This is a genomic window from Mesorhizobium sp. WSM4906, assembly GCF_029674625.1.
Classification (GTDB): domain Bacteria; phylum Pseudomonadota; class Alphaproteobacteria; order Rhizobiales; family Rhizobiaceae; genus Mesorhizobium.
Map to the genome: position 1 here is coordinate 3724043 of NZ_CP121355.1, position 19775 is coordinate 3743817.

18 protein-coding genes and 1 tRNA gene are annotated in these 19775 nt (G+C 64.8%); 8 read left to right on the plus strand and 11 right to left on the minus strand.

Translation table 11 applies throughout. The features are described 5' to 3' along the window. Positions 1–43: 43 nt before the first annotated feature. The 7 genes from QAZ22_RS17680 to QAZ22_RS17710 all read right to left on the minus strand — a co-directional run bounded on the left by QAZ22_RS17680 (position 44) and on the right by QAZ22_RS17710 (position 6821). The gene (locus QAZ22_RS17680) at positions 44–1036 is read right to left on the minus strand and encodes a lipid A biosynthesis lauroyl acyltransferase (protein ID WP_278202040.1); all 993 of its coding nucleotides are present in this window, start codon (positions 1034–1036) and stop codon (positions 44–46) included. Between the two features lie 6 nt (positions 1037–1042). After that, complete coding sequence (locus QAZ22_RS17685; RefSeq protein WP_278202041.1) at positions 1043–2071, minus strand: zinc-binding dehydrogenase; 1029 nt, start codon at positions 2069–2071, stop codon at positions 1043–1045. A 139-nt stretch (positions 2072–2210) separates the two neighbouring features. Next, the gene (locus QAZ22_RS17690; protein WP_278202042.1) at positions 2211–3482 is read right to left on the minus strand and encodes a beta-ketoacyl-ACP synthase; all 1272 of its coding nucleotides are present in this window, start codon (positions 3480–3482) and stop codon (positions 2211–2213) included. A gap of 16 nt (positions 3483–3498) precedes the next feature. After that, positions 3499–4686, minus strand: coding sequence for a beta-ketoacyl-ACP synthase (locus QAZ22_RS17695; RefSeq protein WP_278202043.1), 1188 nt, complete (start codon positions 4684–4686; stop codon positions 3499–3501). A gap of 113 nt (positions 4687–4799) precedes the next feature. Further along, positions 4800–5081 carry an acyl carrier protein gene (locus tag QAZ22_RS17700; protein ID WP_027167184.1) on the minus strand — a complete coding sequence of 94 codons (282 nt, stop codon included), beginning with the start codon at positions 5079–5081 and terminating at the stop codon, positions 4800–4802. A gap of 177 nt (positions 5082–5258) precedes the next feature. Then, positions 5259–6404: a slipin family protein gene (locus QAZ22_RS17705; protein WP_278202045.1), complete on the minus strand. Its 1146-nt coding sequence runs from the start codon at positions 6402–6404 to the stop codon at positions 5259–5261. A 349-nt stretch (positions 6405–6753) separates the two neighbouring features. Then, positions 6754–6821, minus strand: a tRNA-Ile gene (locus QAZ22_RS17710). A 350-nt stretch (positions 6822–7171) separates the two neighbouring features. Here QAZ22_RS17710 and QAZ22_RS17715 point away from each other — a divergent pair. Together QAZ22_RS17715 and QAZ22_RS17720 are read left to right on the plus strand one after the other, a co-directional pair. After that, on the plus strand, positions 7172–7390 hold the full coding sequence (locus tag QAZ22_RS17715) for a hypothetical protein (protein WP_278202046.1): 219 nt from the start codon (positions 7172–7174) through the stop codon (positions 7388–7390). Continuing rightward, positions 7374–7841, plus strand: a complete 468-nt coding sequence (locus tag QAZ22_RS17720; RefSeq protein WP_278202047.1) for an SRPBCC family protein — start codon at positions 7374–7376, stop codon at positions 7839–7841. The genes QAZ22_RS17715 and QAZ22_RS17720 overlap by 17 nt, the downstream gene beginning before the upstream one ends. Here QAZ22_RS17720 and QAZ22_RS17725 read toward each other — a convergent pair. Next, complete coding sequence (locus QAZ22_RS17725; protein ID WP_278202048.1) at positions 7838–8386, minus strand: histidine phosphatase family protein; 549 nt, start codon at positions 8384–8386, stop codon at positions 7838–7840. The two genes, QAZ22_RS17720 and QAZ22_RS17725, sit on opposite strands and share 4 nt — an antisense overlap. Positions 8387–8550: 164 nt before the next feature. Here QAZ22_RS17725 and QAZ22_RS17730 point away from each other — a divergent pair, with 164 nt between their 5' ends. The 3 genes from QAZ22_RS17730 (at position 8551) to QAZ22_RS17740 (ending at position 12253) form a co-directional block, all read left to right on the plus strand. Beyond that, positions 8551–9501 carry an AEC family transporter gene (locus tag QAZ22_RS17730; RefSeq protein ID WP_278207872.1) on the plus strand — a complete coding sequence of 317 codons (951 nt, stop codon included), beginning with the start codon at positions 8551–8553 and terminating at the stop codon, positions 9499–9501. Positions 9502–9664: 163 nt separating this feature from the next. Further along, on the plus strand, positions 9665–11122 hold the full coding sequence (locus QAZ22_RS17735) for an NAD-dependent succinate-semialdehyde dehydrogenase (RefSeq protein WP_278202049.1): 1458 nt from the start codon (positions 9665–9667) through the stop codon (positions 11120–11122). A gap of 102 nt (positions 11123–11224) precedes the next feature. Beyond that, on the plus strand, positions 11225–12253 hold the full coding sequence (locus QAZ22_RS17740) for an aldose epimerase family protein (RefSeq protein ID WP_278202050.1): 1029 nt from the start codon (positions 11225–11227) through the stop codon (positions 12251–12253). A 79-nt stretch (positions 12254–12332) separates the two neighbouring features. Here the strand turns inward: QAZ22_RS17740 and QAZ22_RS17745 are convergent, their stop codons facing one another. Next, entirely contained in the window at positions 12333–13253 is a 921-nt protein-coding gene (locus QAZ22_RS17745) for a sugar kinase (protein ID WP_278202051.1), read from the minus strand. A 155-nt stretch (positions 13254–13408) separates the two neighbouring features. On the opposite strand from QAZ22_RS17745, the gene QAZ22_RS17750 reads away from it, so the two are divergent. Further along, positions 13409–13852, plus strand: a complete 444-nt coding sequence (locus tag QAZ22_RS17750; RefSeq protein WP_278202052.1) for a FixH family protein — start codon at positions 13409–13411, stop codon at positions 13850–13852. Between the two features lie 7 nt (positions 13853–13859). After that, positions 13860–15068 (plus strand): cytochrome c peroxidase, encoded by a 1209-nt coding sequence (locus QAZ22_RS17755; protein WP_278202053.1) that lies wholly within the window; start codon positions 13860–13862, stop codon positions 15066–15068. Between the two features lie 102 nt (positions 15069–15170). On the opposite strand, the gene QAZ22_RS17760 is transcribed toward QAZ22_RS17755, so the two are convergent. Further along, a complete protein-coding gene (locus QAZ22_RS17760; RefSeq protein ID WP_278202054.1) occupies positions 15171–15623 on the minus strand; it encodes an Lrp/AsnC ligand binding domain-containing protein in 453 nt (150 codons plus the stop codon). Positions 15624–15787: 164 nt separating this feature from the next. On the opposite strand from QAZ22_RS17760, the gene putA reads away from it, so the two are divergent. Continuing rightward, positions 15788–19396, plus strand: coding sequence for a bifunctional proline dehydrogenase/L-glutamate gamma-semialdehyde dehydrogenase PutA (gene putA, locus QAZ22_RS17765; RefSeq protein ID WP_278202055.1), 3609 nt, complete (start codon positions 15788–15790; stop codon positions 19394–19396). A gap of 40 nt (positions 19397–19436) precedes the next feature. On the opposite strand, the gene QAZ22_RS17770 is transcribed toward putA, so the two are convergent. Further along, entirely contained in the window at positions 19437–19751 is a 315-nt protein-coding gene (locus tag QAZ22_RS17770; protein ID WP_278202056.1) for an antibiotic biosynthesis monooxygenase, read from the minus strand. Between the last annotated feature and the right edge of the window lie 24 nt (positions 19752–19775).

A 19775-nucleotide genomic window follows, 5' to 3' on the forward strand; every position in this document is an offset into this window, starting at 1 on the left:
GGACGGAAAACCGCCGCGCATTTTTTCCTGGAATTGCTCTAAATTATTGGCCGGTTGTCTCTCTTGCCTGTCCGCGCTTGCGCCGGCGGCCGCTCATCTCCCAGCGCTTGTGGAACCACATCCACTGTCCGGGATCCTCGCGCACCCAGCGCTCTACGACGTCGGCGAGCAGCTGGGTCGTGGCGTGGACGTCGATACTGCCGCCTTCGGTGCGCGGCAGGGTCAGCTTGTCTTCGATCTCGAGGCGGAACCGGTTTCCCGGCAACCTGACGCAGCGGGCCGGATAGACGTCGCAGTCATAGTGGCGGGCGAGCATGGCCAGCACTGGATTGCTCTGGCAGGGGCGGCCGAAGAAGGTCGTTTCGACGCCGTTCGTGAATTTCTGGTCGACCAGCACGCCGATATTGCCGCCGTTTTCCAGAATGGAGGCAAGGGCGAACGATGCGCCTGTCGAGGAGGGCAGCAAGCCTCCCATCGTCGAGCGGCGTGTCGAATGGATGTAGTCGGCGAGGTATGGATTGTTGGGCGGGCGAAACAGCGCCGTGATGTTCATGCCGAAGGTGGCGGCCGCCACCGGCAGCAGCTCGAAATTGCCGAGATGGCCGGTAAACAGGATATGCGGCTTCTTCTCGCCGGCGATCGCGACGAAATGGTCGATGCCGCGGACCTCGACCCGGCCCGGCTTGGTGGTGTTAGGATCGAAGTCGAACAATGCGTCGAGGAAGATATACTCGGCCGCCAGGCGAGCCATGTTGCCCCACATGTCGGACGCAATGGCCTCGATCTCGGCATCACTCTTTTCCGGATAGGCGAGGCGCAGATTGTTGACCGCCACCCTATGCCGCCCGACCAGAGGCCCAATGCGGCGGGCGACGCGGTCGGCGAAGTTGAGCGCGCTGTCCGGCGGCAAAAGCCGCAGCAGGCCGATCATCGTCATGGCAAGCCGCGCGACCAGCCAGTGCTCCATCTGGCGCAGCCGCCGGCCGTAGCGGAACATGAAGTCCCGGCGGGCTTTCTTGAGCACCTTGCCGACCATCTTGTCCTAGGAAACGCGCAGGATGATCTTGCCGAAGACGTCGCGGCCTTCCATGCGCTTCAGCGCGGCGTCGATATCGTCGAAGCCGACCTCGGTATCGATGACCGGAGCGACAAGGCCGGCCGCCATCTTCTGCATCGCATCGGCCATGTTCTCCATGCGGCAGCCGAAGGAGCCGAGCAGTTTCAGTTGCTGCTGGAAAAGCTGCATCAGGTTGACTTGCGTCGACACGCCGGACGTCGAGCCGCAGGTGACGAGACGGCCGCCACGCTTCAAGGACAGCATCGAGCCGGCGAAGGTATCGGCGCCGACATGCTCGAACACGACATCGACGCCCTTCTTCTTCGTCAGCTTGCGCACGACGCCTTCGAAACGGTCCTCGCGGTAGTTGATGACATGGTCTGCGCCAAGCGCCTTCGCCTTGTCGATCTTGTCGTTCGAGCCGACCGTGGTGATGACCGTGCAGCCCATGCGCTTCGCCAGCTGGATGGCGGCGGTGCCGATGCCTGAGCCGCCGGCATGGACGAGAATGGTCTCGCCCGGTTCCAGCTTCGCATTGTCGAACAGCATGTGCTCGACCGTGCCGAAGGTGACGGGCGCGACGGCGGCGCCGATTTCGGTGACCCCAGGGGGCGCGGGCACCAGGAGGCGGGCGGGCAGGTTGATCTTTTCCTGAGCGAAGCCGTCGAGATGAAAACCGTGGACGCCGGACACATGCTCGCAGAGATTGTCGCGGCCTTCCCGGCAGGCGCGGCAAAGCCCGCAGGTGCGCGCGCCATAAATCGACACCAACTGCCCCGGCAGAAGGTTGGAGACACCTGGTCCGACCGCCTCGACTTCACCGGAGGCCTCGGCGCCGACGACCAGCGGCAGCTTGCGCTTGGCGAAGGCCATGCCGCGCCAGCCCCAAACGTCGATGTGGTTGAGCGCCACCGCCCTTATGCGGAGCGTCACTTCGCCTAGCGATGGCGGCGGAGGAGGCAGCAGGTCCACCGTTTCAAGGCGGCGGTCCTCGATAAGTTGCAATGCGCGCATTTGGCCTGTCGGTACTGTGGAAGCGGAAATGTCCGCTAAAGCGCGTCGCGCAGAAACGGATTCAGGCGTCGCGCTTTAGCTCTTTGTTTTGATGCATGTCGTTCTCCCAAAACCGCTGCGCACTTTTGGGCGACATGCATTAGACCGGTTCCCGCGCCATGACAAGGCAGGTGTTCTGGCCGCCGAAGCCGAAGGAATTCGACAGGACCGTGCCGACTTCGGCGCTGCGCTTCGTGTTCGGCACGACATCGAGCACGATTGCGGGATCGGGATTGTCGTAATTGATCGTCGGCGGAATGACGCTTTCGCGCATCGTCATCAGCGAGAATGCGGCCTCGACCGCGCCGGCGGCCGATAGCGTGTGGCCGATCATCGACTTGTTGGACGAGATCGGCATCGAGCCGATCCGCTCGCCGAAGACGGTCGACAGCGACAGATGCTCCATCTTGTCGTTTTCCGGCGTCGAGGTGCCGTGAGCGTTGACGTAGTCGATCTCGTCTTCGCTGAGGCCCGCATCGGCAAGGGCGGCGCGCACCGCGGCGATCGCCGGCGAAGCGTCGGGTTTGGAACGGGTGCGATGGAAATCGTCGGCCTTTTCACCACAGCCGCGCATGATGCCGAGGATGGTCGCGCCGCGGGCGAGGGCTGCCTCCAACGACTCCAGCACCAGCGCGCCGGAGCCTTCCGCAAGGACGAAGCCGTCGCGGTCCTTGGAGAAGGGTTTTGACGCCTTCTCGGGAATGTCGTTGTGGGTGGAGAGCGCCGAGAGCAACGAGAAGCGGATCAGCGCCTCGGCCGTGGCTGAACCGTCGGCGCCGATCGACAGCGCCTTGTCGCACTCGCCGCGCCGGATCGCCTCGACGCCAAGCTGGATGGCAGTGGCGCCGGAAGCGCAAGCGGTCGACAGCGTGATCGGCAGGCCGCGCGTTCCGAAACGGTCGGCCAGGCGGTCGGCGATCGAGCCGAACTGCGTGGTCTCGAAGATGTCGAGCTCCTTCAACGCGCGAGCCACGCGCAGCAATCTCTCCGAACCGCTTTCCTTCTTGTCGGAATTATAGAGCGAGAAGCGGTCGGCCCAATCGAGCTCGACCGGCGGCGAGGCGAGAAACAGCGGTCCGCCGAAATCGCCGGAATCGAGGCCTGCCTCCGACATCGCCTCCTGGGCCGCCGTCTCGGCCAGCTCGTAGGTGAGGGGACTCGCACCCTTGGAGCTCGACGGCAGAAAATCGACCATGCCGGAGATGCGGGTGTTGAGGTGATCGACCGGAAAGCGGGTGATCGGATGGATGCCGGATCTGCCTGAGGTCAGCGCCGCCCAGTTATCGGTCTTGCCGACGCCCAGCGACGTGACGACGCCGATGCCGGTCACGGCAACGATCGGCCTGCCCATGTGATCGCGGAGATTGGCCATGTTTTATTGCCTCGCTCTAAGCGGCTTTGATCAGCCCCAGGCCCTCGAATTGGTGATAGCCGATCGCCGTTGCAAGGACGGTCGTGGGGGCGCCTTCGAATGGCCGCTCGGCCGTGGCATCGAAGGCAGGATAACCGGCCTTGCGATCGACGGCGAGCGCGGCGAGCGCCACGGCGAAGGGGAACTGCGCTTCCTTCATGTGGCCAGTAAGCGTCGAGAAGGCGCGCACGGCAAGCGCCGGGTTGGCGTCGAGCGCCGCCTTTTCGGCCGCCGTGGCGGCATGGGCCCCCGAGGCGCCGGAAATGGTCAGCAACGCGCCATCGGGCAGAGCCGCCTGCTTGAGCAGCGCGGCGATTTCGGCATTCAGCTCGCCGCGCCGGCGCCTGGCCCGGCCGGAAACCACGGGACCGAGCTCGGCGTAGATCTTGCGACCGCGGCTCATCGCGTGCTCGCGCTGTTCGAGCACAAGGAAGGCACCGCCCGAGCCGGTCACCACGCCGCCGCCTTCCGCCCCCTGCCGCTGCCAGACCGGCCTCCAGGGACCGCGGTGCAGATAGCCGGCGAGCTCGTAGCCCAGCAGCATGTCGGAATGTTCGGTCTGGAACGCGCCGCCGACCAGCACATGCGTCGACTGGCCGGAACGGATGCGCGCGGCGGCCGTCTCGACGGCCGAGACGCCGGCGCCTTCCTCGCCCATGAAGGTGCGGGACGAGCCGGTGACCTTGTGCACGATCGAGATGTTGCCGGCGAGCAGGTTCGAAAGCTGGGCGAGGAACAGCGTCGGCCGCAATTCGGTGGTCAGCTTCTCGTTGAGCAGCACGCCGCGGTCATTGCGGTTCTCGGAAGCAGCGAGGATCGCGCCGTCGACGGCCTCGTCACGCTCGCCGCCGCCGGCCGCCACCACCATGTCCATGGTCGTGCTGAGCTCGTCATTGCCCTTGATGCCGGCATCGTCCAGCGCCAAGCCGGCGACATAGGTGCCAAGCCGCTGCCAGGTCTCCATCTGGCGCTGGTCGCCGCGCTTGGCGATCTGCAGGTTCCAGTCGATCTCGGGCAGGGGGTGGATGGTGTAGGGAGCGAAGCGGGTCGCATCGAGCACCGGCTCGACACCCGGCCGGGTCAGCTTCTGCCAATGCGCGTCCGGACCTTCTCCCAGCGAGGAGACAAGGCCGATGCCAGTGATGACGACGTCGTGGGAATTCATAGGCGGCCGTTGTGGGTCAGGTTGCTTCCGATTTTGCGCATGATCTTTTCCGAAAATCGCTGCCGATTCTCGGGGTCATGCGCTGGGCACATCAAGACCACGCCCGGGCCGTCTCAGGCGGCCTTGGCCGCGACCAGCGCGTCGATCTTGGCGCAGAGGTTCTTCATGACGAAGTAGTCGTCGGTCGAGGCCTTGCCGTCATTGACCTCCTGCGTCCACTTCTCGAGCGGCACCTTGATGCCGAATTCCTTGTCGATGGCAAAGACGATGTCGAGGAAATCGAGGCTGTCGATACCGAGATCGTCAATGGTGTGGCTTTCGGGCGTGATGGTGTCGATATCGATCTCGCTGGTGTCGGCAATGATCTTGGCGACTTTCTCGAACGTCGTGGACAAGGGCTCTTCCTTCGGTTGCGGGCGGAATCTGTCCGCATCTTGTTTGGGCGCTGTCTAATCGGTTTTTCCGGGCAGGAAAAGGCCGAATGCACGGCGCGCAGATGGGATGCCGGCTTTCGGAACGCAAGAAGGGCCGCCGGTCGGCCCGGCGGCCCTTCCCGTTAACCTTAAGTCAGCTCAGCTCTCGCGGAGCTTGACCAGGTCGTTGAGCAGCCCGCCCGTACCGTTATGGACGGTCAGGCGCTCGACCTTGCCGGCGATGGCTTCGAGAGCCTCGAGCTCCTTCAGCCGCAGCATCACCGGGTTCTCGGCCATCACCTTGGCCGTGTTGAGCAGCGAACGCGTGGCGTTCGTCTCCTCGCGGCGGCGGATGACGTTGGCCTCGGCCTGCTTCTCGGCCGAAACCACCTGGTTGAGGATTTCGCGCATCTCGCCCGGCAGGATGACATCCTTGAGCGCGATATCGCTGACCTCGAGGCCGATCGCGGCCATGTCGGCACGGACCTTGGCCGCCGCCTCCTCGTCGACCGTCACCTTCTTGTCGAGGATCTGGTCGAGCGTGAGCGCGCCAAGCGTCTTGCGGAAGGCGTACTGCAGGGCGCGGTAGAGGGCTTCCGAGAAGTCCTTGACCGTGCTCACCGCCGTCACCGGATCGACGACCCGGTATTCGGCGGCGATGTTGACGCGGATCGTCACGCGATCCTTGGTCAGCATTTCCTGCCCGGCGACATCAAGCGACTGCCGCTTGAGGTCGACGACCTTCACCTGGACCATGCGCCCGACGTTCCAGAAGGCGTGCACGCCCGCGACAAGCGCGCGGGTGTAGACGCCGTCCACGAACAGCAGCCCGACCTGGCCGTCCGTGACCGGATGGAAGAACATGTGTTCCGTCTTCCGGGCCTGGCCGATCCGGCGCATCAAGGCCGGTTCGACGGCCAGATCGGCCGCCGTGTCGACGGACGTCACCTTCCACGGGCCGGCATCCGTCCACAACACGAGCTTGCGGTCCGGAGCAAGAACGGCGTGGAGGACGCCGTCGCGCTCGATGACGGCAATGTCGGCGCGCCCGGTGCGAACGACCGTGAAGTGACGCGCGGCCACATCCGGGAGCTTGTCGAATAATGCCTTCTCGTATGCCGAAACGAATTCCGGGTTCTTCAGGTCGTGCCTGGAGACTTCCAGGTTGCCGCGCCGGTTAGCGAGCCAATGTTCGCCCGGCATCAGGACAGCCTGGATCTCGCCCTTGTAGAGGGCGACGGCACGTTCGTTTTCCTTCACGAGGACGCGCTGGCGTCCAAGTAGCTTTTCGAGAATGGTCTTCATTGTCTTCACTCCTGTCGGGCATGGCCCCATGCGAGGCGTCACGTCATGCGTCGATCGTCCTTTCGTTTCTCGTTTCAACTCCCGGCACGAATGATCCGGAGACCGGTGGCATCGCCAAGCGGCGGGCTTTCGGGAGCGGATCGCGGGGCGGCGAAGCGGGCGCCGGAAGCCGAAGCTTCCTTGCCGGCCGCGTCGCGCCTTGATCGTCACCGCGGGCCTGGCCGCGAGCCGACGGCGCAGGACATCGCCGTCCGGCGGGGCCGAAGCCCTGCCGTCCATGAAGTCCTCGCATTCCGGTCCCCGGACCGTTTTGGATAACACCACCTGAAGGTGTCGGCTTATCAGGCCGTTGGAGAAGGATTCGAACCTTCGACAGTCAGATTATGAGTCTGATGCTCTAACCAATTGAGCTATCCGTGTCGTGGGTGTGGGAATCGAACCCTGCCTCCGGACCCAAATCCGGCGCTCTCCATGAGCTACACCCGCAAGTCCCAACACTCCGAAACGGCGCCGTACACAACGCGGCAAAGCCGTCTGCGCGGGCGGAGGCGAAAGCTCCAACCGTTGTGCTCGCTTCGGTTTTCGTGACCGGGAGCGCGCCCTTTAGACCCTGCGACGGGTTGTCGCAAGCGGCATTGTCGCGGCGGATTCGCGGCTTCTTTCGGTTGTTGCATTTCGGCAACGATTGCGTGTACCGATGTACCGTGGTACAAAAGGCCATGATTGTAGAACGTGTTCAGACCGGGGTTCGCCTGGAAAAGAGGTTGGTGAAGGTGCTCAAGGCGCTTGCAGAGCATCGCGACATGAGCCTTGGCGATCTCATCGAGGGCATCGTGCTGCACGCCTTCGAAGGCCAGGCGCCGTTCTCGCCGGCAACCTTGGAAACGATTGATCAGCTGAAGCGCATCTACGGGCTGGAGCTCGGCGCGACGGACAGCCATCGCCTCGTGGAAACGATTGGGAAAGCCGATGACGAACCATCTTGAGCGCAACCACAGCATTTTCCTTGCCGGACCGGTCGAACGCGTCTTCCCGTTGTTCACGCCGATCGGGGAAACGCTGTGGGTCGACGGCTGGGATCCGGAGTTTCTGCATCCGCAGGATGGGGAGACGCGCCGTGGCATGGTCTTCCGGACCAGCCATGGCGACGAGACCACGCTCTGGGCCTGCACGGATTGGGAGCCTGAGGCGCATCGAATGCGCTATGCCAGGGTGACGCCGGATTCGCGTTTCGGATTTGTCGAGGTGGCCTGCCGCCAGGCCGGCACCGGAGGCACACAGGTGTCGATCGCCTATACGCTCACGGCCTTGAACGAGGTGGGACGGTCATATCTGTTCGAGCTGACGGAGGATGCGTTCGAGCGCATGATCGAAGGCTGGAAGGTCCGCATCGACGCATGGCTGCTGAAGAATGCGTCGGCCAACCTGGCCAGCTAGAACGTAACCCGGCCGAGCACCTTGAGGCCGTCGCCCTCCGGCGCCACAACCACTGCCTCGCCCTCGCGCGGCGCGATGCCGGTGAGCGCCTCGATGTTTTCCAGATGCGTGACCAGCACGAGATTGTCGGAACCGGAATATCCGCGGATCTCCTTCATCACCGCCTCCAGCTGGGCAGCCTTCTCAGCCGGATCGGTCGTGAGCAGGTCGAGCGGCGCAAAAGGCTCGGGTTCGGCCTCGAAAGCGATGCGGGCGGTGTCGAGGCAGCGGCAGTAGCGGCTGGAGAGCACGCGCTCGATCGGGGCAGCGCGCGCCGCGAAGAGGGCGCCGATGCGGCTTGACTGCTGCTTGCCGCGTTCCGACAGGTTGAGCTGGGTGGCGCAATTGCGGATGTCGAAATTCGCCGGGTCGGTATTGCCGGTGACGAAGGCATGGCGAAGCAGCACGACATGGCCGCCATCGCGCAGCAGCGCCCAGCCCGCGTCGGTCGCGTGGGCGAGCGTAGGAACAGCAAGCAGGAAAAGCGCCAGGGCAAGTCGCAGCATCAGAAGTCCTTGAGACGGCCCGAGAGACCCCGGGTCCGATTGGCATATAGGAATCGCAAAGCGAGCCGAAAGACAAGCTGAGGACCCGGCGGATGGGGAAGCCAGCCCCGATTGCACCGCGATCGGGGCTCGCCTATGACGAGAAAAATGTCTCTGCCCCGAAAATGACCCCGCTCACCGAAACCGTCCTCTTCGTATTCAGCCTCGTCGCGCTCGGCTATCTGGCCGGGTTCGCCGGTTATCTGAGGCCGGCAAGCGGCGAGGGCATCTCCGAATTCGCAGTCAACGTGGCGATGCCGCTGCTGTTGTTCCAGACGATGGTGAAGTCCGATTTCCACGGCGTGGCGCCGTGGTCGCTATGGGGCGCCTATTTTGCGGCGGTCGCCGTCACCTGGACCGCCGGTCATCTGGTCACGACGCGCGTCTTCGGCCGGGACGCCCGCGCCGGCGTCGTCGGCGGTGTCTCCTCGGCTTATTCCAATGTCGTGCTGCTCGGCGCCCCCTTCATCCTCGGCATTTTTGGTCAAAGCGGCTTCGAGGTGCTGTCGCTGCTGGTCTCGGTTCACCTGCCGATCATGATGATGGCCTCGATCGTGCTGTTCGAGATGTTCGGCCGCGGCGGCGACGAGCAAGTGCATCCGCTGCGCGTCATCAGGAATTTTCTCAGGCGGCTGTTCGTCAACCCGCTGATCGTCGGCATTCTGGCGGGGCTCGCCTGGCGCTTCACCGGCGCGCCGCTGCCGGCGCTGATCGGGCGGCTGGTCGACGCGCTGGCCGACACGGCCGGGCCGGTGGCGCTCTTTGCGATGGGCCTCAGCCTGCGCCGCTTCGGCATTTCCGGCAACGTCCGGCCGGCGCTCGCGCTGTCGGTACTGAAACTCTTCCTGATGCCGGCCCTGGTGCTCCTCCTGGTCTGGCTGCTCGGCCTGCCGCCGCTGACGGCAAAGGTAGCGGTGGTGGTGGCGGCGCTGCCCTCCGGCATCAATTCCTATCTCATCGCCGTCCAGTTCAGCACCGGCCAGGCGCTGGCCTCGAACCAGATGACAATCGCCACCGCGAGCGCGGTGCTGACCACGTCCTTCTGGCTGACGGTGGTCGTCCACGTTTTCGGCTGACAGGGGCCAGGCGCTCGCTTTTGCTGGCCCAACCCCTATATGCCATCTTGTGATTGCTTGCAGGGCTTTCCCTAGGTAAGAGCATTGCGCCAGTGTGCGGCCCTGCACGCCTATCGAATATTCAGAAAAACGGCCGATCAGCGCGCCGAACGGAGGCCAGACCATGCTTCAGAAAACCAGTCATTTCATGCGCCAGGCCAATCTCATCAACGGCGAATGGGTGCAGGCCGACAGCGGCCAGACCATCGACGTCAACAACCCGGCCACGGGCCTCAAGATCGGCACGGTGCCGAAGGCCGGCAAGGCCGAAACCCGCCGCGCCATCGAGGCCGCCGAGGAAGCCTTCAAGACCTGGCGCAAGACCACCGCGCTCGAACGTTCGAAGCTCTTGCGCAAGCTGCATGACGCGATGATGGACAATCAGGACGTTCTGGCAGAGCTGCTCACCATCGAGCAGGGCAAGTCGCTGTTCGAGTCCAAGGGCGAGATCGGCTCGGCCGCGAGCTATATCCTCTGGTTCGCCGAGGAAGGCCGGCGTGTCTATGGCGACATCGTGCCGTCGCCGTGGGGCGACCGCCGCATCCTGGTAACCAAGGAGCCGGTCGGCGTCATCGCCGCCATCACGCCCTGGAATTTCCCGTCCTCGATGCTTGCCCGCAAGATCGGCCCCGCGCTTGCCGCCGGCTGCACGACCGTGGTCAAGCCGGCTTCGCAGACGCCTTATTCGGGCCTCGCCTGGGGCGCGCTCGCCGAAGAGGTCGGCTTCCCCAAGGGCGTCATCAACATCCTGACCGGCTCGGCCGGCGAGATCGGCGACGAGCTCTGCACCAATCCGCTGGTCAAGAAGATCACCTTCACCGGCTCGACCGAAGTCGGCAAGATCCTGATCCAGAAGTCGGCCTCGACGGTCAAGAAAGTGTCGATGGAGCTCGGCGGCAATGCGCCGTTCCTGGTCTTCGACGACGCCGATGTCGATCGTGCTGTCGCCGGAGCCATCACCGCCAAATACCGCAATTCCGGCCAGACCTGCGTCTGCACCAACCGCTTCCTCGTGCAGGCCGGCATCTATGACAAGTTCGTCGAGAAGCTCGCCGCCGCCAGCAACAACCTGAAGGTCGGCTCCGGGCTGGAGGAAGGCGTGCAGCAGGGACCGCTGATTGACGAGAAGGCGGTCGAGAAGGTCGAGGAGCTGATCGCCGATGCGACGTCCAAGGGCGGCAAGATCGTCGCCGGCGGCAAGCGCCATGCGCTCGGCGGCTCGTTCTTCCAGCCGACGGTGATCGCCGAGGCCACGCCGAAGATGCGCTTCATGAAGGAGGAAATCTTCGGACCGGTCGCGCCCGTGTTCAAGTTCGGGACCGAGGAAGAGGCGATCGCTCTGGCCAACGACACAGAGTTCGGCCTCGCCTCCTATTTCTACACCGGCGATCTCGGCCGCGCCTTCCGGGTGATGGAAGGTCTGAAATACGGCATGGTCGGTGTCAATGAAGGGCTGATCACCACGCCCGAGGCGCCGTTCGGCGGCGTCAAGGAATCCGGTCTCGGCCGCGAAGGCGGGCATCAGGGCATCGAGGACTATCTCGACACCAAATATGCCTGCTTCGGCGGCCTCGGCCTCTGACAATCATCCATGGAGCAGGGCGGGCGGATTGGCTTGCCCTTGCCGGACGAGACGCAGCCGGCCTAAATCCACGGATCATGAAGCGAGGTTTCGGGCACTGCGATGAAGGACGGCGAGGTCTTCGGCACGACGCAAGCGGGCGAGGCCGTTCGCCGCTTCACCATCAGGGGCGGCGGCCTCACCGCCAGTATCATCGGGCTCGGCGCGATCATCCAGGACCTGCGGCTCTCCGGCCACGATGCGCCGCTGGTGCTGGGCTACGACCGGTTCGAGCCCTATGAGACCGACCGCGCCTATTTCGGCGCCGTGGTCGGCCGCTTCGCCAACCGCATCCGCGACGGCCGCTTCACCATCGCCGGCAAACGCTACCAGACGGACCGCAATTTTCTCGCCAAGCACACGCTGCATGGCGGCTCGGAAGGCTATTTCCACCGGCCGTGGACGGTCTCGCTGCACGGCCGCGATTTCGTGACGCTGACGCTGCACGATCCCGACGGTACGATGGGCTTTCCAGGCGCGCTGGACGTCACCTGCACCTACCGGCTGAAGATCCCCGGCACGCTCAGCATGGAGCTGACCGCGACCTGCGAGGAGCCGACGCTCTGCAATCTGGCGCAGCACTCCTACTTCAATCTCGACGACGGCGGCGCCGGCGACATCCTCGACCACCGGCTGATGCTCAATGCCGGCGCCTATACGCCGGTCGACAGCGAGATGATCCCGACCGGCGCGGTGAAGCCGGTCGACGGCACGCCCTACGACTTCCGACAGTCGCGGCTGCTGCGCATGGAAACGGAAGGGGAGCAGCTTCCTTACGACCTGAATTACTGCCTCGCCTCCAGCCGTGGACCGCTCCATCAGGCGGCCTGGGTGCAGGGCGCCAGTTCCGGCGTCGAGATGGAGGTCTGGACCACCGAGCCTGGCCTGCAGCTCTATATCGGCCAGTATGTCGCGCCATCATCGCCTGGGCTGGATGGCCGCCTCTACAAGCCGTTTTCCGGTTTCTGCCTCGAAGCACAGACATGGCCGGATGCGCCGAACAGGCCCTATTTCCCGCAGGCCACATTGTGGCCTGGCCAGATCTACCACCAGGTGACGGAATACAGGTTCCGCCTGCCACAGCTCGTCTAAAGCGCGTCGCGATCTTTCAGATTCGCGCCATACGCTTTAGGTTTCTGATTTCACGCATCCCACTTTCGGGAGACATGATTTAGCCTTCAAAGGCTGTTCTTAGAATCTCGAAGGGCGCCAGAGCGCCGCGCACCTGAACGACGGCTGCAGCCACGCGATGCGCGCGCCGAACCGCGTCGGCGGGCGCATGGCCGGCAAGGCGCGCGGCGAGATAGCCGCCGTTGAAGGAATCGCCGGCGCCGGTGGTGTCGACGGGCGTGGCGACATGCACGGCGTCGACTGTTTCCGAGACGCCGTGCACGGCAATCAATGCCGGCTGCTCGCCATTCTTGACGACGACTTCGCCAGGCCGCTTGCCAAGCCGCTCGGCGGTCGCCTGCGGTGTCCCATCGCCGAACAGCATTTGTTCGTCCGGGAATGTGGGCAGCGCAATATCGGCGACGGCGAGCGCTCCCAGGATCGCAGCCTGCGCGGTTTCACGGCTTGACCAGAGCCTGGGACGGTAGTTTGGGTCGAAGGCGACGAGCGAGCCCGCCGAGCGGGCGGCTGCGATGGCCGCAAGCAGGGTCTTGCGCGCCGCGTCGTCCAGAATTGCCAGGGTGATTCCGGAAAAATAGACAAGCGCCTGGTTTTCAAGGCTTTTGGCGAGTGCCCCCGGATCGGAGGCGAGCTGGCGCGCCGCTGCGTCGCTTCGCCAATAGGTGAAGGCGCGCTCGGCTCCGGTGAGCGTGATGGCGTAGAGCCCGGGCCTGGCGCCGGCAATGACCGGACTGTTGCCGATGCCGATGCCGTTTTGGGCGAAGAAGCCGATCTGATCGCGCGAGAAAGGGTCGTCGCCGAAGGCCGACACATAGGTCGCCGGCCGGTCCGGGCTCAGCGCATGCAGCGCCCACAGCGTGTTGAAGGTGTCGCCGGCAAAGCCCATGCGCCAATTTGGGCCGTTCTGGCCCGACAGTTCCAGCATGCACTCGCCGATCGACACGATACCATTGGCTTCCATGCGGCTTGTCCTCCTAAAGCTCTGGTGCTGTAGCTTTTTGCGAGCGGCAGCGCCATGCTTGGCTCGGGCCGTTTTTTGCGCCAGAAGCGATTTCCCACAGGTGGGGCGGGATGCTGCACCCAGCCCGCGACGTTATCAGCCGAAGAGGAACCGGTTTGGCATCGATATGGCGTTACATTCTTGCGGGTCTCGGTCTGGCTGCCTTGCTCGTCGGCATCCTGGCGGTCGTCTATCTGACGGCGCCGCATTCGGCGCCAGGTCCCGACACGTCGCGTTCGAAGAGGACGGCGAGCGGCCTGTTCGTCGCCAGCTTCGAGCCGGAACGCGGCGTCATTCGGCAAGGCGAGCTGCAGTCCTGGCTGCTGACGCTGAAAACCGCCGCCGGCGCCCCGGTGGAAGGTGCCGCGATCACCATTTCGGGCGGCATGCCGCAGCACAATCACGGCCTGCCGACCAGTCCGCAGGCGACCGACTATCTGGGCGAAGGACGCTACCGCATCGACGGCGTCAAATTCACCATGAGCGGCTGGTGGCAGCTGCGCTTCGTCATCTCGGCGGCGGCGGGTTCCGATTCCGTCGTCTTCAACATCGTGTTGTGAGTGGCCGATGAGGCGTCTTGCCCGCGTCGCAAGCCTGGCCGCTCTTGCCGCGCTCGCCTTCCTTGGCGGCTGCGGCAAGCCTGAGTTCAGCGATGCCGAGAAGAAGACCATCGCCTCGCTGGCGCTGAACACGCTGCCGGCACTGAAATCTGACACCACGAACCAATATGCCGACGTGCCGGCCGCGGCTGCGCTCGGATCGACATTGTTCTTCGATGTCGGCATGAGTCGCGACGGCACGGTGTCCTGCTCGACCTGCCACAAGATCGACCGCCAGTTCCAGGACGACCTGCCGCAAGCGGTCGGCGTCGGCCGAACCAATCGGCGCACCATGCCGCTGGTCGGCGTGGCGCGCGATCCATGGTTTTTCTGGGACGGGCGGCGCGACAGCCTTTGGGCGCAGGCCCTGACGCCGCTCGAAAATCCGCTGGAGCAGGCCGGCAACCGCGCAGCTTTCGCGCATTATATCAAGAGCCGGTTCGGCGAGCGCTACGAGCGCATCTTCGGGCCGCTGCCCGATCTCTCGACTGTGCCGGCCAATGCCAGCCCGCTCGGCACCGATGCGGACAAGGCGGCGTGGAACGCCATGCCGGCCGGCCAGCAAGAGGACGTCAACCGCGTCTTCGCCAATATCGGTAAGGCGATCGCGGCCTTCGAGCGGTCGATTGAGCCTGAGCAGACGCGCTTCGACCGCTTCGCCATCGATCTTGCGACCGGCGCCAAGCCGCAGGGTGATGCTGCCTTCTCGGCGGAAGAGATCCTCGGGCTGAAGCTGTTCGTCGGCAAGGCCAATTGCGTGACCTGCCACAACGGCCCGCGCTTTACCGACAATGCTTTCCACAACACTGGCGTGCCGCCGGTCAAGGATCTGCCGCCGGATCGCGGCCGGGTCGATGCTGTAGCCCAGGTCCAGGCCGATCCGTTCAACTGCTTCGGTAAGTTCCGTGACGGGGACGCCGGCGCCTGCCGAGAGTTGCGTTTCATGGTGAAGGACGGGCAGCAATTGCTACGCGCCTATAAGACGCCGTCGCTGCGAGGCGCGGCTGCCCGTGCGCCTTACATGCATGCCGGGCAGTTCTCGTCGCTCGACCAAGTCGTCGCGCACTATTCGAAGGCGCCGGCTGCCGTCGAGGGCGTTTCGGAAGTCCATCCGCTCGACCTGTCCGATCGTGAACGGGCAGCGCTGGTGGCCTTCCTCAAGACCTTATCCGAATAGCTAGAGCCTGATACATCCCGATAGAATCGGGATGAGGCTCTATCTCTTTTTTGTCGGACCATGATCTATCCGAAAACCGGCGTCCACTTTTCGGGATCATGATCATCGGTCCTTCACCGTCTCCATCGCTACAAAGGTAGATGTCTGCGCAACGTGCGGCAGAGCCGAGATGCGCTCGCCGAGCACGCGGCGATAGGCGGCGATGTCGGTGGTGCGGACTTTCAGCAGATAATCGAAGCTCGATGCCATCATGTGGCATTGCTCGATTTCCGGCACGCCCTGCACCGCGCGGTTGAAAGCGTCGAGCGCGGCCGAGCGCGTATCGGAAAGCTTCACCTGCACGAAGGCGACATGGCCTTCGCCCATGCGCTCGCGGTCGATGATGGCGCGGTAGCCTCTTATATAGCCGTCCTTCTCCAGCCGCTTCACCCGCGCCTGCACCGGCGTCTTCGACAGACCGACCTTCAAAGCCAGTTCCGACATGGAAAGCCTGCCGTCGCGCCCGAGCGCGGACAGGATGTTGCGATCTATGCGGTCCAATTGGTCTTCGATCATCGATGCGGTGGTCTAAATGACGGGAAATCTATCCACATGATAGTTCGATCGAACTATCCTGTCAATTTCTTTGGACCGATCGGAGTCTGCAGCTATGCTAGCTTGCGTCATTCGGTCCGGCGACCGCCAGACCGCTCGCTAACGCTTGCTTTCATGGACCCGACATGCCGCTTGACGCCATCCGCCAGCAGATCCGCGCCAACTACATGCCCGACGAAGACGAGGCGGTGAAGCGATTGTCTGCGGCGGCCGGGCTTTCGGCGGAAGAGCGCAAGGCGATCTCAGCCCGGGCGACCGACCTGGTGCGCGCGGTGCGCGGCTCATCGGACCCTCGGTTGATGGAGGTTTTCCTCTCGGCCTACGGCCTGTCGACCAAGGAAGGCGTGGCGCTGATGTGTCTGGCCGAAGCGCTGCTGCGCGTGCCCGACGCCGAGACGATGGACGATCTCATCGCCGACAAGATCGCGCCGCATGACTGGTCGGCGCATTCGGGCAGCTCGAGTTCCATTTTCGTCAACGCCTCGACCTGGGCGCTGATGCTGACCGGCCGCGTGCTCGACGAAGGCGAGGGCGGCATCGAAGGCACGCTGCGCGCCATGGTGAGAAGGCTCGGCGAGCCGGTTATCCGCAAAGCCGTTGCGGCGGCGATGCGCGAGATGGGCGAGCAGTTCGTGCTCGGCCGCACCATCGCAGAGGCCGTCAGGCGCGGCCGACCGATGACACAGAAGGGCTACCTCTATTCCTTCGACATGCTGGGCGAGGCGGCACGCACCGAGGCCGATGCGCTGCGCTACCACAAGGCCTATGCGGATGCGATTTCCTCGCTCGACGCCGGCTCGAACGGACCCGACATCCGCTACAATCACGGCATTTCGGTCAAGCTCTCCGCCCTTCATCCGCGCTACGAGGTGGCGCAGAAGGAGAAGATGCTGCCGGTAATGGCCGAGCGGCTTCTGTCGTTGGCGCTTGCGGCGCGGCATTCGCGCATGGGCCTCAACATCGACGCGGAGGAGGCTGACCGGCTCGATCTGTCGCTCGATGTCATCGAACGTGTGCTGGCCGAGCCGGAACTTGCCGGCTGGGACGGTTTCGGCGTCGTCGTCCAGGCCTATGGCCCGCGCGCGGCCTTCGTCATCGACTGGCTCTACGCGCTCGCCAGGAAATACGACCGCAACATCATGGTGCGGCTGGTGAAGGGCGCCTATTGGGACACCGAGATCAAGCGGGCGCAGACGCTCGGGCTCGCCGGCTATCCGGTCTTCACGCGCAAGACCAACACCGACGTCTCCTATCTGGCCTGCGCGCGGAAACTGCTGTCGATGACCGACCGCGTCTATCCGCAATTCGCCACGCACAATGCGCATACGGTCGCCGCCATCCTGTCGATGGCGAAGGACCGCGATTCCTTCGAGTTCCAGCGCCTGCACGGCATGGGCGAATCCCTGCACGAGACGGTGCGCAAATCCGAAAGTACCCGCTGCCGCATCTACGCGCCGGTCGGCGCGCATTCCGACCTGCTCGCCTATCTGGTGCGACGGCTCTTGGAAAACGGCGCCAACTCGTCCTTCGTGCATCAGTTGACCGACGAGGAGGTTGAGCCGGAACAGATCGCCCGCGATCCGCTCGAGGCCGTCGAGAAACAGGGTCCCGCCGCCAATCCCGCGATCGCGCGTCCCGCCGCAATCTTCGGCGCCGGCCGGCGCAATTCCAAAGGCTTCGACATCAGCGACTCGGTGACGCTCGCAGCCATCGACAGGGCGAGGGCTGAGTTCTCCGGTACGGACCGCTGGCATGCCAAACCTGTCACGTGCGCCGCCGGCTACGGCAAGCAGCGCCAGATCGTCAATCCGGCCAAGCCCGACGAAATCGTCGGCACCGTGCATGAGGCGGCGGCCAAGCAGGTGGCGACCGCCGTGCGCATCGCCGTCGACGCGCAGCCGGCCTGGGCAAGACGCCCGGTTGCCGAGCGCGCCGCGATCCTCAACCGCGCCGCCGATCTCTACGAGGCCAACGCCGCCGAGTTCTTCGCGCTCGCAACGCGAGAGGCCGGCAAGTCGCTGGCCGACGGTGTCGCAGAGGTGCGAGAGGCGGTCGACTTCCTGCGCTATTACGCCGCCGAGGCGGCGAATGCCGAGGCGGGCACCGAAGCGCGCGGCGCGATCGTCTGCATCTCGCCCTGGAATTTCCCGCTGGCGATCTTCACCGGCCAGATCGCTGCGGCGCTGGTCACCGGCAATTCGGTGATCGCCAAGCCCGCCGAGCAGACGCCGCTGATCGCGTTCCGCGCTGTCGAGATGCTGCGCGAGGCCGGTGTGCCGGAGGACGTCATCCAGCTTCTGCCGGGCGACGGTCCGTCGGTCGGCGCGCCGCTCACCGCTGATCCGCGCATCGCCGGCGTGTGCTTCACCGGCTCGACCGAGGTGGCCAAGCTGATCGAGAAGCAACTGGCCGAGACGGCGGCGCCCGACGCCATGCTGATCGCCGAAACCGGCGGGCTCAACGCCATGATCGTCGACTCCACCGCGCTGCCCGAGCAGGCGGTGCGCGACATCCTTGCGTCCGCCTTCCAGAGTGCCGGCCAGCGCTGCTCGGCGCTGCGCGTGCTCTATGTCCAGAAGGATGTCGAGAAGAAGATGCTGGAGATGCTGAAGGGCGCGATGGAAGCGCTCAATGTCGGCGATCCCTGGGTGATCTCGACCGATGTCGGCCCGGTCATCGATGACGAGGCGCAGGCCTCGATCAGCGATTATTGCACGAAGAAGGGGCTGGAAGGCCGGCTGATCGCCAAGCTGGAGGCGCCGAAGAACGGCCGCTTCGTCGCGCCGCATGTCTTCCGCGTCAAGGGCATCGAAGAGATGGAGCGCGAGGTGTTCGGCCCGGTGCTGCATGTCGCGACCTTCGACGCCGACGACATCGACGCGGTGATTGCCGCCATCAACCGCAAGGGCTACGGCCTGACCTTCGGCCTGCATACCCGCATCGAGGGCCGCGTCCAACATTTCGTCGACGGCATCCATGCCGGCAACATCTATGTCAACCGCAACCAGATCGGTGCTGTCGTCGGCTCGCAGCCTTTCGGCGGCGAGGGTCTGTCGGGCACCGGACCGAAAGCCGGCGGGCCGCATTACCTGCGCCGTTTCCGGAAGGGACCGGAAGCCGGCACGGAGGTTGGCGAAGGCCATAAGGTCACCGCCACCGAACTCACTGACAATATGCCGGATCCGACGTTTGGCGGCTGGTCGACGCGGCCGGATCGCGTGGCGATCCTGCGAAAGCATCTGCGCGGCAAGGGCGCGGCGGCGATTGCGGCGGCTGCGAGCCTCGATTTCGGGCAGGTCGACCTGCCCGGCCCGACCGGCGAGGCCAACACGCTGTCGCTGGCGCCGCGCGGGCGGGTGCTCTGCCTCGGACCGGATGCCGACACGCTGCTTGCGCAAACGATCCAGGCGCTTGCAGCCGGCAACGCCGTTCTGGCGGTGGCGCCCGGCGCGCCGGCAGCGCTGTCGGCGCTGACCGGGAAGGGGCTGCCGCTCGCGGCGATCGACGGCCGGCCCGACCCGGTCGAGGCACGGTCGCTGCGCGTCGACGTCGTCGCCTTCTCCGGCACGCCCGAGGCGGCGCGCGTCGTGCGCAAGGTGATCGCCGAGCGCGCCGGGCCGATCGTGCCGCTGGTCAGCGAGGTGCTCAACCCGGCGGCCTACGCCCATGAGCGCGCCGTCTGCGTCGACACGACGGCGGCCGGCGGCAATGCCAGCCTGCTTGCGGCCGCATAGCGGCAGCGAATATTGTCAACGGCTGCCGCGACAGCGGCGGTCAGGCGCCTTCGACGACCGAAAAGCCCTCGAACTGGGGATGGCCGAGATAGTGCACCTTCGAGGTACCGGCGTTGCGGTGGGCGGCGCGGAAGTTTTCCGATTTGGTCCAAGCGATGAAATCCTCATGGCTGGCCCAGACGGTGTGCGAGGCGAACAGCGTGTAGCCTTCGGTCTCGTTGACCGGACCGCGCAGCAGATGGAATTCCTTGAAACCCTGCATTTCGGAAAGGTTGGAGTCTCGGTTCCTCCAGACGTCCTCGAAGACTTCTTCCGAGCCGTTCTGGACCTTGAAGCGGTTCATGGCGATGTACATTGGTATTCCTTTCGAAATGGATGA